Raw genomic sequence first — 12,789 nt, 5'->3', positions numbered from 1 at the left:
ATTTTTGAATTTTAAAATTTTTTAAAATTCAAATGTTAGTTGTTCATCATTTGATAATGAATCAACAATTTTTAGTTCCTCAAAAATTTTCATTTGAGTTTGGGTAATTTGGGTTCTTGTTTTTAGGTCTTTGATTGAACTGAACTGTTGCACTTCACGAGCATCAACAATTGATTGGGCAGCAGTTTCGCCTAATGAATCAATGACATTGAATGGTGGATATAAAATTTTCTCACCTTTTTCATTACTTTCAACTAAGAACTTAGTTGAAAGTGATTTGTTAAAATCGATGTTCGCAATTTTCACCCCTCGCGACATCATTTCAATTAAAACCTCAAAAGTTGTAATTAAATCATTTTCTTTAGCTGTTGTTTCTTTTCTGGCAGCTTTTGATTCGTATTCTCTTAGTTTGCTTAAAATGGCATCATAACCTTGCAATGTCGTCTTTAAATCAAAAGCATTGGCTCTTGTTGAGAAAAAGACTGCATAGTATTCTTCTGGATAATAAATTTTATATCAAGCAATGCGATAGGCCATTAACACATAAGCAGTGGCATGCGCTTTGGGAAACATATATTTAATTTTTTGACAAGATTCAATATACCATTCCGGAATTTTGAAAGCACGCATTTCTTCAATTCATTGCGTTTTTAAACCTTTACCTTTACGGACAGATTCCATAATATTGAAAGCTAGTGATGGTTCTAAACCAATGTTCATTAAGTAAACCATAATATCATCACGACAACCAATAACAGTTGAAATATTGGCTAAACCATTTTTAATTAAAAGTTGGGCATTGCCTAACCAAACATCAGTTCCGTGGGATAATCCTGAAATTTGCACTAAATCAGCAAATGATCTTGGTTTTGTATCTTTTAACATCCCACGGACAAATTGAGTGCCAAATTCAGGAATACCAATCGCTCCTGTCACTTCATTATTAATTTGATCGGCAGTAATATTTAAAGCACTTAAATTAGAAAATAAAGTATAAACTTTTTTATCGTTTGTGGGAATGTTGACAGGATCAACCCCAGTTAAATCACGCAACATTTTTAAAGCAGTCGGATCGACATGACCTAAAATATCCATTTTTAATAAGTTGTCATGAATTGAGTGAAAATCAAAATGAGTCGTTTTTCAAGCACTTTTGACATCATCAGCTGGATAATTGACAGGGGTAAAATCTTCAATTTCAAATTCACTTGGTAGAATAATAATCCCCCCAGGGTGTTGACCAGTTGTGCGTTTCACCCCACTAGCAAGTGTTGCTAAACGTTCAATTTCAACTTTGCGCGGTTGTTCTAATTCGGTGTGTGATTCTAAGAAGTTTTTCACATAACCAAAAGCGGTTTTATCAGCGACTGTTGAAATGGTTCCAGCACGGAAAACATTATTTTCACCAAACATTTCTTTGGTAAAGTTGTGTGCTTTGGGTTGATATTCACCAGAAAAGTTTAAGTCAATATCAGGCACCTTATCTCCATCAAAACCTAAGAATGTTTCGAAAGGAATATCGTGACCATCACCAATTAATTGCTGATGACAATTTGGACAATTTTTAATCGGTAAATCATATCCGCAATTAAATTCTGGTGGTGTTTCAAAATCAGAATATTGACAGTTTAAACAACGATAATGAGCTTTTAAAGGGTTAACTTCAGTAATATTACTGGTTCTTGCAACAAAGCTAGAACCAACACTTCCACGGCTTCCAACAAGATAACCATCGTTTAAACTTTTCTCGACTAATTTATGGGAAATTCAATAAACGACAGCAAATCCATGTTTAATAATTGAATTCAATTCTAGTTCTAAACGTTTGCTGACAATCTCGGGCAGTTTTTCACCATACATTTGATGAGCAATTTCATAACACTTTTGTTTTAAGAGTTGATCAACATCTTTAATTTGTGGGTCAAATGTGCCAGTTTTCACAGCTTCAATACCATGTTCAATCATCTCAGCAATTTTATTGGTATTGGTGATAACAATTTCTTCGACAAGTTTCTCATCATTTAATCAACTGAACTCATCAAGCATTTCTTTAGTTGTTCTAAGATGTTGATCGGGATAATCAGTTACCCGTTTTTTGAAATCAAATAACGGGTGATTAGACCCACCTAAACCTTTGGAATTAATATAAATTTCACGAATAATTTTTAATTCAGGGTCAACATAGTGAGCATCACTTGAAGCCACAATTAATTTATTGTTGGCTTGTGCAATTTTAATAATTAGTTTAATTGTGCGTTTTAATTCATCTAAATCTAAACTATCATTTTGTAATAAGTTTTTATAAACACTTAATGGTTGAATTTCGACATAATCATAATCTTGAATTTTGGTATTTAAAGCATTTAAAGTTCCGGTTCTCGCTAGTTCAAAAATTTCTCCATTGACGCAACTTGTCCCAATTAATAAATTTCCTTTATTTCTTCAACTTAATAATTCTGATTTAAAAATTTTTGGTGAACCTAGCAAGGAATCTGTATGAGTGTAAGAAATGATTTTATACAAATCTTTTAAACCAGCTTGGTTTTTGGCCAACACTGTGGTGTGAAAACCACGTGTTTTTGTAAAGTTAACATTGATTTTTTTGTTCTCAGGATGAATTTTCTTTCAATCTTCATCATAAATAATGTCGTGATTTTTTTTAGCATCACTTCACATATGTTCATAAACATCAATTAAAATATCGGCATCATAATCCGCACGGTGAGCAATTTTGTCGTCATAAATGATGCCGGTTTTTTTAGCAACTGTCCCTAAACGGTGATTTTTTAATTCAGGATAAATTGCTCTGGCAATTGTTAATGTATCTAAAGCTGTATTGGTTAATTCGGGATAACCTAATTTTTTAGCATTACAGTTTAAAAAACCTAAGTCAAAATTAGCATTGTGGGCAATTAAAATCGTATCTTTAATTAATTCATAAATGGTAGGGAAGATTTCTTCGATTGTTGGTTTATCTTCTAACATTTCATCAGTAATGTTGGTCAATTCTTTAGTAAATGTTTTTAATGGTTTGGTTGGTTTGATTAAATAATCAACGCGTTTACGTTCACCAGTTTTAACATCATAAACAATTGCTCCAAATTCAATAATTTCATCAAATTCAGGACTTAGTCCTGTTGTTTCTAAGTCAAAAACAGTTAGTTTAGCTTGATTTAATTTAATTCCTGTTGGATTTTTAACATATCAAAGTTCATCATTTAAAACAGTCACTTCTGCCCCATAGATTAGTTTTAAAAGATTTTGATTTTTTTCTTGGCGTTTTTTATTAACCGCTTTAATTGCTTTGAAAGCATCAGGAAATGACTGAACATTAGTATGTTCAGTAATTGCAATTGCTGGCCAATCTCATTTATCAGCACGATTGATATAATCACTAACTTCACTCACACCATCCATAACAGACATTTTTGAGTGGGTATGTAGTTCAACACGTTTTTGTTCAGCATTGTCTTCTCTAGTATTAATTTCACGATTGATTTTTTGGAAATTCTCCACAATAAAAATAATTTCATTATCATATTGCGAAAAATTTGTTTTTCCTTTTAAAGCAATTCAATCCCCAACACCAATGCGATTTTGTTTATAAATTGCCACATTATCACTCATTGCCTCATCTTCAGTTAAAGGATCTAATAAATTAATTCCTTCGTCTTTGCCAAAATAAATTGCTTTGATTGAAGAGTTGTGATCAGTCACGTCTAAAGAATAAATTTTTCGCCCAGTTTTCGAATTACGAATGTTTAATTTTAAAATTTGGGCATGAATAACAACGTTATTAGCATTTTCTTCAATATCTAATAAAGATTTATAACTTGCTTGGTCAAGTTTTGGACCAGCATAAGTTCTAAAGTTATTGTTATTAACTGGCTTAGTTTCTTCAACACGATTTTGTTGAACTTTTTTTTCTTGTTCAGCCATTGCCATTTTTTTAAATGTGTCTTCTTGTTGTGAAATAAAATCTTCAACAGGGGTGATTAATGTTGAAGTAATTTTTAAATCATGAAAACCATATTGTTGTAGTTTAGCTAACAAATATTTAATTTCTTCATCAACCACTTTTTGTTTGCTCACTGATTCAACAACAAATTCAATTAACTTTTGTTCTGCATCAAAATTAGCATGCGCTTGATCAATAGCTTCTCAAGTTGAAGTTTTGTTGGTTGCTTTTTCATTTTTAATAAAATCGATATATTGTCAAATTGTTTCTAAATGATAATTAACTATTGTTGGGCAAATAGTAATTTTAGTTTGAATTTTCGCATTTTTAAATTTATGATCCAATTTTTTAATAACTGTGATTGGTAAAGTTTGTGAAACTTGAATTGTCAAATAAGCTTTTTCTTTAACTTCAGATACAGCAATTTGCCCAACCACACAAGCACCATTAAAACAAACCAAGTCTTCTTGGTCGATTTCGATATTTAATTTTTCAAAAATTAATTTTAATCTTTGTTCCATGCAAATCTCCTCCCACTAAATGATTTGAATAATAATAAAAAGAAAGAAAGTAACAAAGATCAATGAATCAAAACGATCTAATACTCCCCCATGTCCAGGGAAACAATTGGCAAAATCTTTAATTCCCACCATTCTTTTTAATCCACTAAATAATAAGTCGCCCAATTGACCTAAAATAGAAATTAATAAAGTTAATAAAGTTAATAAAAGTCCTGGTATAACTTTTGGCATGGTTGCTTGGACGGTTCCTAAATTCCAACTTAATGGTCCAAAGTTAGGTACTAAATAAAAACTTAAATTAGCAACCAATGCTCCAATTAAGGTTGCGCCCACAGTTCCGATTAAAGCCCCTTCACAACTTTTTTTAGGACTGATTGTTGGAGCAAGTGGAGTTTTACCGAACTTAGTTCCGCCTAAATAAGCAAATGTATCAGTTAAAATAACTGTTCCTCAAACTCAAATAATTGTCATGAAACCATATTTAGGATTATGGTCCAAATGATTACCAATAGTATTCATGGTTAAAGCAATTTCACTTAAACCTTTAAAACCAATAATAATAATTAAAGAATAAGCAAATAAAACAATCATTTTTCTTTTGGCATGCTCTTCTTTAGAAGCAAAACTTAAAGCAAGCAATAATAAGAAATAACAACTAACCATAATCAAGGTAAATCATCAGTCAAATCATAAATGAATTTGTGCATCAACATCAATAATCGACAGATTATTGGCTTTAAAAAATGGGAAGTAGAAAATGGCTAATGGAAGAATAACAATTAAGATTTGCATTCAGATTTTTTTATAACCTAAACTATTAGCTAATTCATGAATTGAGATTACTAGTAAAACCATTGTGCAACCATAAAAAACATAACTAGTTATTCTTGGGTCGATTTTTCATCCTTGTCTTTGTGCTTCAGTTGAAAAGACAACTAAAAGAAGATAAACCGCTAAAAAACACAGCATAATCATCGCTGAAAGTGTTCTGATTTTTAAGTTATTATTTTTTTGTTTATCTAGTTTTGTTTGTAAATTCTTATTCTCACTCATGAATTCCCCTTAAACTATTTTAATTTTATCATTAAATAGGATTTTTCTTAGGTCAAAAGGGAATGTTTTGTCACCAAATTAAATTTTTTCGGATTGAAAAAGAGGACAAAAATTAAAATTGAAAGCACGAAGACTTTCAATTTTAATTATTTTACTTGTTGTAATTTATGGCGATGTTTTTTAGATAATTTCTTAAAAATAAACTTATCTGATTGACGATAAAGAACAATATATAAAATAATTCCTGAAATTAAACCAAATAAGCCCATTCCAATAGCAACAACTAAGATCAGTTGATTACCTAACTGGTCAGCCACTTGGGTGACTTGTCCAGTGGTAGGGTCAACTAGTGGCATATTATGTTTTGCTTCAATCGCTGATTTAACTTGTTTGAAGAAAGCATCTGGAGTGAAAGCAATGACAGAAATAACATTAACTCCAGCTGCATAATTTTGATTTTCAATTTTTAATTCAGCTCCTAATGGTGATCATCTAATTGTGACCAAACATCAAGTTAAAGCACCTAATAATACTAAATTTAAACAAGCCACAACTTGGACAATTGTCCCAACGGTTGGGTCATCTTTAGGATTAAAATTATTTTTAAAGCCAGGTAAAACAACTCCAATAAAAATTAAAACAATTCCCACAATTAATCCAAGACAAATTCAAATAATGTAAGAATGGGCTTTATCAGCTTTTTTACCAAACCAACCAGAGACCATAAAGCGCATGACATAAGTTCTAAAAATTCCTAAAATCATGACAGCTATCGATGGGATTAAAAAGATATTTGATAAATAATTAACATAAGAACTTAATCCCATTTGTAACATATAAACACCTAAAACTAAGAATGCTAATAATCAAATCTGTAGATTTTTTAAAACATGATAAATTGCTTTTAGAGAAAAACTCGCCTCTCCTTCTTCTTTGATTGATTTAATATATTTCAATGCTAAAACAGCTGAAAGCACAATTAAAGCAGTATAGATAGTGACAAGGATGAAAAATCCAGAATCAATGGGACGTCCATTAATCATAATATTTGGTAAAATTTTACTTTGTGAAAGTTCTAATAATAAGGTTCCAAATAATGCTAAAGTTAGTCCAATTAAACCGTTCATCATCCCTTGATAACCATTGTTTTGACCAACTTTTCTTTCTTTCATTTCTCCAACAATGTGTTCAGTGCTGTGGTTCTTAACTGCTTTTCATAATGGACCTCAAAATAGTCCGCAACATGAAAAGGCAAAACCAGCAAAAATAATATCTAATTGAATGGCAGTAACCATTGAGTTTGTGGCAAATGTTGAAGTGATTGGTAAAGAAATATACCAACCACCTAAAAGACAAGTAATAATTAAACTCACCACAATTAAGGTTTTGGTTTTGAATTTATCACCAATATAAGAACCTAAAAGGTATGATGGGATTGCCACATAACCATAAATTGCTGAAGCTTGTGAATATTCTGAGGCACTTAAACCAATATTTTTATAAATATTAGGAATAAAGTTTTCCATATAAAAAGGAATTGCCATCACAACAACATCAGCTAAAGCTAGAATAATTAGCGGGAAGTTCTGTTTAAACCCACTAAAAAATGTTTTGAAATCAATTTTTTTTAAATTAAATTTTTTCATATTTTATCCTTTCTGAATAAATTATTTTATTTGTTGTAAGCGATCTTTAGAGTGCTTACTGAATTTTTTGAAAATAAACTTGTCTGACTTACGATAAAGAATAATGTAGAGAATAATGCCTGAAATTAAACCAAATAATCCTAAGCCAATAGCTACAGTCAATATTAATTGGTTTCCTAATTGGTCAGCAACTTTAGTCACTTGACCAGTGGTTGGATTAATTAATGGCATATTATGGTTGGCTTCAATTGCTGATTTAATTTGTTTGAAAAAAGCATCTGGAGTGAAAGCAATAACAGAAATGATATTCACCCCAGTCGCATAATCTTTATTAGAAACATTTAATTCAGCTCCAATGGGTGATCATCTAATTGTAACTAAGCATCAAGTTAAAGCACCTAGTAAAATTAGATTTAAACAAGCCACAACTTGGACAATTGTCCCAATGGTTGGATCATCTTTAGGATTAAAATTATTTTTAAATCCAGGTAAAACAACCCCAATTAAAATTAAAAGAATTCCAATAAATAAACCAATGCAAATTCATAAAATATATGAATGTGATTTATCAGCCCTTTTGCCAAACCAACCAGACATCACAAAACGCATGACATAAGTTCGAAAAATACCAATAATCATCACAGCTAATGCTGGGATTAAAAAGATGTTAGATAGGTAATTGATATATGAGCCTAAACCCATTTGCAACATATAAACACCCAAAACTAAAAAAGCCATTAATCAGATTTGATAATTTTTTAAAGTATTGTAAATAGATTTAAGTGAAAAACTCATTTCTCCAGGTTTGTTTTGCACTGCTTTAATATATTTTAATAAAAGCAAGCAAGCAACAACCATTAAACTGACATAAACAGAAACAAGAATAAAGAATCCTGAGTCAACTGCTCGACCATTAATCATGACATTTGGTAAAAGTTGATGGTCAGAAAGTTGGAAAAGTAATGTTCCAAATAAAGCTAAAGTCAGTCCAATCAGTCCATTCATCATCCCTTCATAACCATTGTTTTGGCCAACTTTCTTTTCTCTAGCAATTCCTTCTAGGTCTTCAGTGCGATGATTTTTCACCACTTTTCATAAAGGACCTCAAAATAAACCAGATTTAGAAAAAGCAAAACCAGCAAAAATAACATTTAATTGAATGGCAGTTATTGAAGCATCAGAACTATATGTTGAAGTTATTGGTAAGGTAATGTATCAACCCCCTAAAAGAAAGGTTAAAATCAAACTTAAAATAATTAAGTTTTTACTTTTAAATTTGTCCCCAACATAAGAACCGATTAAAAAACAAGGAATACTAACAAAACCATATGTGGCACTAGCTTGAGAATAATCCGAAGCATTTAAACCAAGGTATTTGTAAATATTAGGAATGAAATTTTCCATATACAATGGAATTGCAAAAACAACCACATCAGCTAAAGCTAAAATAATTAATGGAAAGTTTTGTTTCAAACCTGAAAAAAAGGATTTAAAGTTTATTTTTTTAGTATGAAATTTATTCATAAATTTACCTTTCTAAATTTTTAGATTTGGATTATCACTAATATAGGCATGAATTTGGTCTTCACCATAAAATTTTTTAACTCTTGCAACTTGATCATCTGTTTTGAATGTTCAAATGTTCATTGGTAAATTAATATCCTTAAAAAGTCTTTTATTACTTCTTTTAGCAACAGTTCCAACATATGGATGAACATAATCAAATTGACGAATTAAATCTCAATTAATTTCATGAGCCTTTTCAAATAAATAACCTTTTTTAAATTGTGTTGCATCCAAAGTAACAATTCATGCTAAAACTTTGACACTAAATGAAGACACAATAATTTCAGCATCAGTTGTTTTCCTTAATAAAGTTAAAGCTTCATGAATTTGTGCAAATTCTTGCTCATTGTACCGGTCAGGTTTGATTTCGACATTAATCATGTCATATTGATCACTAATTTGATGAACAAAATCCTCAATAAATAATGGTGGTAAAAAATCTTTATGACTTTTAAAAAATGGTAATTTTTTAATTTCAGGATAAGTAATTTTTCTTAATGTGACATTTTCATTAGCGATCCTTTTTAAATTGTGATCATGAAAAATAATGATTTTTTTATCTTTAGTCATGCGAATATCAAATTCGACAGCTTTACATGTTTTTAAAGCTCTTTTAAAATCGACCATGCGATTTTCTTGACCATTAGGTTTTCTAAAACCTCGATGTGCGACAAGCATGCGACCTCCTTGATGGGTTTTTTATTGTCCCTATCTATAATATAAAAGTTATTGGTTAAATTTTCCGACTTTTATGCTAAAAAAAAGAAATTTTTCCACAAAAGTCAAAAAAAATAGAAACCTGGGCGGTTTCTATTTGCAAATTGAGCATTTTATTTTACTTTAATTAATTCTCGTGGTGAAGAAGTTAACATTTCATAACCAGTTTCAGTGACAAGTAAGTCATCTTCAATTCTTACTCCACCAAAACCTGGAATATAAATTCCGGGTTCCACAGTAATTGTCATGCCAGGTTTTAAGATTGATTGTGACAAAGGACTTTCATAAGGTTCTTCATGAATTTCAATCCCTAACCCATGTCCAAGTCCATGGTCGAAATATTCACCATATCCTTTTTGATCAATAAATTTAGCAACAGCACGATGAATATCCCCAGCATTCACCCCAGCCTTAACCATGCTTATCCCTAAACTTTGGGCTTCATAAACAATATGGTAAATATCTTCTAATTTCGCGATATTACACTCATCACCAATTAAAAAGGTTCTTGTTTGATCAGAAGCATACCCATTGTAAAAACAACCCATATCTAAAGTAATTAATTCGCCAACTTCAATAACTTTGTCAGTTGGCACGGCATGTGGTTTACTGCCATTTGCCCCACTAGCAACAATTGTGTCAAAACTTAATTTATCTGCGCCATATTTGAGAAAAGCATCTGAAACAAATCTAGCTAATTCTTTTTCAGTCACACGTGGTTTAATTCACTTTAAAACATCTTGATAAACTTGATTGGTAATGTCGCAAGCTTTTTTAATTTGTTTAATTTCTCATTCATCTTTGACCATTCTTCATTTGCTAGTATCAACAGGGATAAAATCTTTGCTATGTAATACTTTTTTGAAATTCAGCATTTCTTGATATTTTAATCAATCAGCTTCAAAGCCGATTGTTTGAATGTTTTCTTTTTGACAAATTTCATTGATTTTTGTTCAAACACTTTTTCCACAATAATCTAAAAGATCAATGTTTTGTAAATCTTTTTGTTCTCTAGCCATGGTAATATAGCGTGAATCTAAAAATAAATAAGTTTTATTTTTAGTGACTAAAAGATAACCTAATGAAGATCTAAATCTCGAAAATCAATAACGATTTTCAGGAGAATAAATTAGCATCGCATCTAATTTATGTTCTGTCATCGTTTGCTTAATAATTGCTTTTTTCATCATTTTAAAAATTCCTCTTTTCAATTTTAAGTAAATTAAAACAAAAAAAATAGTTAGAAACAATCGTTCTAACTATTTTTTTTGTTTATGAGTTGTGTGTTTGTTGCAATTTGGGCAATATTTGCTTGTTTCAATTTTTTCTTTTTTCTTGTCGTTCTTACCAACATAGTTTTCATGTTTGCAATCAGCACATCTTAAAATTATTCCTTCACGCATGTTATTCACCTCTCTATTACATTAAGTATTTAATACTTTATTGATAATAACATAATTATTAAAAATTTGAGATGTTAATTATTAATTTTCTCTTCTTGGGAAATAATATAGTAAAATATTAATTATACGTGGAAGGAATGGCTATGAGAAAATTATTAAGCTTTATTGGAACCGTTGGAATTGCTGTCTCAGCAACACTCACTGTTGTGGCGTGTTCTGGGGGTAATCCGGAAGATAAAATTGTTACTTTAATTGAAAAAACGAAAAATTCTGCTGGGGTAATTTACCTGGGAGCAAAAGATAATGCTTCTTCGCGTTCCTTTGAATATGGGTTTAAAAAAGCGATGGATGTTGATTCAATGGATGAAGTTTCCAGAAAATTAAGTGCCGAGTTTACACCTGGGCATCTAGCATCACCAAGTAATTGATATGTTGATAGTTGGCAAACCGTTTTTAACCAAACATGAAAAGATACTGATCTTCCAGAAGCTAATGTTAATTTAGATACTAATAGTAAAAAATATGGACAAATTACTGGTGCCAAAGATCATAATTTATTCACCAAACCAACAGGACCAACAAATTTCTTCTTTGATTACATCAGCTATGATAAGGTTGAAGATTTAAGTAAGGCGACTTCTGATTTAGCTGATAAATTTATTCGCAAGGATTTAATGATTCAATTAGCATCAGTCCAACAATTTTATGATAATCCAAATGGGAAAGATCTAGTCACTAAAAGAAAAACGGCTATTGATAATGCTATTAATGACATTAAAACAAATATTACCAAAGGACCGGTTTTCTTAGTTGTTAAAAATGGTCATATTGTTTCAATCAATAATGGTTGATTCAGATATGGTGATGAATTTTTAAAAAATGGTTCAACAAAAGAATTACCAAGTGGTTTTGAACGTTGATATCATCAATTCATATATGCAATTCAACCAATAATGTATAACTCTTTATCAGAAAATAATTTTAAATCATTATTTAATAAAGAGGCTCCTAGTGGCTTGGTTAAATCAATTATTGCTAAACTGGATAGTTGAGATCAAGGTGCTTCAAACTGAGATACTAAAAATGATCATGCTAAAGATTCTGGAGTAAGCCAAACCCCAACTCCACCACCAACTGAACCAGAAGAACCAAAAGATCCAAAACCAACACCACCAGGTGGAGGCGAAGGAACTACTCAAAAAGCTGAAAAGAATCCAAAATCACAATCTAACAACAATGCTGATTTAAAAAAGAGAAAATAAATAATATAAAAGATGCTTCTAAGCATCTTTTTTCATCTTCAGTTAGGCAATAAAAAAAACACTCGAAAGTGTTTTTTACATTTATAATGGTCCCCAAGGCCGGACTTGAACCGGCACGAGATATAAAGCTCGGTGGATTTTAAGTCCACTGCGTCTACCATTCCGCCACTTGGGGAAGAATAAAATAAATGGTGACTCGTCGGAGATTCGAACTCCGGACCCACTGGTTAAAAGCCAGTTGCTCTACCTGCTGAGCTAACGAGTCGTATTGGCTGGGCTAGCAGGATTCGAACCGGCGCATGAGGGAGTCAAAGTCCCTTGCCTTACCGCTTGGCTATAGCCCAAAAAAAATGGTGGAAGGGGAGGGATTCGAACCCCCGAACCGAAAGGAAGTGGGTTACAGCCACCCGCGTTTAGCCACTTCGCTACCCTTCCATGAATCTGGTGCTGACTATAGGAGTTGAACCTACGACCTATTGATTACTAGTCAATTGCTCTACCAACTGAGCTAAGTCAGCATGAATACTCATAAAGTATATGTTGATTTATGTAGTAAAGTCAATATCTTAATAAAAACAATACTTATTAATTATCTTTTAATTTTTAAAAAAATCAAGTCTAAAAAACAAAAAAATCAAAAAGAAAAACCCAAAAGGGTTTTAA

The 12,789-nt window shown here is 31.1% G+C and carries 8 protein-coding genes and 5 tRNA genes; 1 reads left to right on the top strand and 12 read right to left on the bottom strand.

The window, feature by feature from the left end; genetic code table 4:
- Nucleotides 1-21: 21 nt before the first annotated feature.
- The 7 genes from P695_RS0100465 to rpmG all read right to left on the bottom strand — a co-directional run bounded on the left by P695_RS0100465 (nt 22) and on the right by rpmG (nt 10,864).
- Nucleotides 22-4,479: a PolC-type DNA polymerase III gene (locus P695_RS0100465; RefSeq protein ID WP_028126372.1), complete on the bottom strand. Its 4,458-nt coding sequence runs from the start codon at nt 4,477-4,479 to the stop codon at nt 22-24.
- A 15-nt stretch (nt 4,480-4,494) separates the two neighbouring features.
- Nucleotides 4,495-5,532: a phosphatidate cytidylyltransferase gene (locus P695_RS0100460; protein WP_028126371.1), complete on the bottom strand. Its 1,038-nt coding sequence runs from the start codon at nt 5,530-5,532 to the stop codon at nt 4,495-4,497.
- 146 nt (nt 5,533-5,678) lie between these two features.
- Nucleotides 5,679-7,178 carry an MFS transporter gene (locus tag P695_RS05180; protein WP_051437258.1) on the bottom strand — a complete coding sequence of 500 codons (1,500 nt, stop codon included), beginning with the start codon at nt 7,176-7,178 and terminating at the stop codon, nt 5,679-5,681.
- Nucleotides 7,179-7,199: 21 nt separating this feature from the next.
- Entirely contained in the window at nt 7,200-8,702 is a 1,503-nt protein-coding gene (locus P695_RS05175; protein WP_051437254.1) for a hypothetical protein, read from the bottom strand.
- 12 nt (nt 8,703-8,714) lie between these two features.
- The gene (locus P695_RS0100445; protein WP_028126370.1) at nt 8,715-9,422 is read right to left on the bottom strand and encodes a glycerophosphodiester phosphodiesterase; all 708 of its coding nucleotides are present in this window, start codon (nt 9,420-9,422) and stop codon (nt 8,715-8,717) included.
- Nucleotides 9,423-9,574: 152 nt separating this feature from the next.
- Nucleotides 9,575-10,651, bottom strand: coding sequence for a M24 family metallopeptidase (locus P695_RS0100440; protein WP_028126369.1), 1,077 nt, complete (start codon nt 10,649-10,651; stop codon nt 9,575-9,577).
- Nucleotides 10,652-10,720: 69 nt separating this feature from the next.
- On the bottom strand, nt 10,721-10,864 hold the full coding sequence (rpmG, locus tag P695_RS0100435; protein WP_028126368.1) for a 50S ribosomal protein L33: 144 nt from the start codon (nt 10,862-10,864) through the stop codon (nt 10,721-10,723).
- Between the two features lie 143 nt (nt 10,865-11,007).
- Between rpmG and P695_RS0100430 the strand changes: the two genes are divergently transcribed.
- The gene (locus tag P695_RS0100430) at nt 11,008-12,126 is read left to right on the top strand and encodes a lipoprotein (RefSeq protein WP_028126367.1); all 1,119 of its coding nucleotides are present in this window, start codon (nt 11,008-11,010) and stop codon (nt 12,124-12,126) included.
- A gap of 87 nt (nt 12,127-12,213) precedes the next feature.
- On the opposite strand, the gene P695_RS0100425 is transcribed toward P695_RS0100430, so the two are convergent.
- From P695_RS0100425 to P695_RS0100405, 5 genes are all read right to left on the bottom strand, one after another.
- Nucleotides 12,214-12,301: transfer RNA gene (locus P695_RS0100425), tRNA-Leu, on the bottom strand.
- Between the two features lie 14 nt (nt 12,302-12,315).
- Nucleotides 12,316-12,391 (bottom strand) — tRNA-Lys (locus P695_RS0100420).
- Between the two features lie 4 nt (nt 12,392-12,395).
- Nucleotides 12,396-12,470: transfer RNA gene (locus P695_RS0100415), tRNA-Gln, on the bottom strand.
- Between the two features lie 7 nt (nt 12,471-12,477).
- Nucleotides 12,478-12,561, bottom strand: a tRNA-Tyr gene (locus P695_RS0100410).
- Nucleotides 12,562-12,568: 7 nt separating this feature from the next.
- A tRNA-Thr gene (locus tag P695_RS0100405) sits at nt 12,569-12,644 on the bottom strand.
- Nucleotides 12,645-12,789 lie beyond the last annotated feature (145 nt).

The organism is Williamsoniiplasma lucivorax ATCC 49196, assembly GCF_000518285.1.
GTDB classification, from domain to species: Bacteria; Bacillota_I; Bacilli_A; order Mycoplasmatales; family Mycoplasmataceae; genus Williamsoniiplasma; species Williamsoniiplasma lucivorax.
This window is presented reverse-complemented; position numbering and strand designations above follow the sequence as displayed.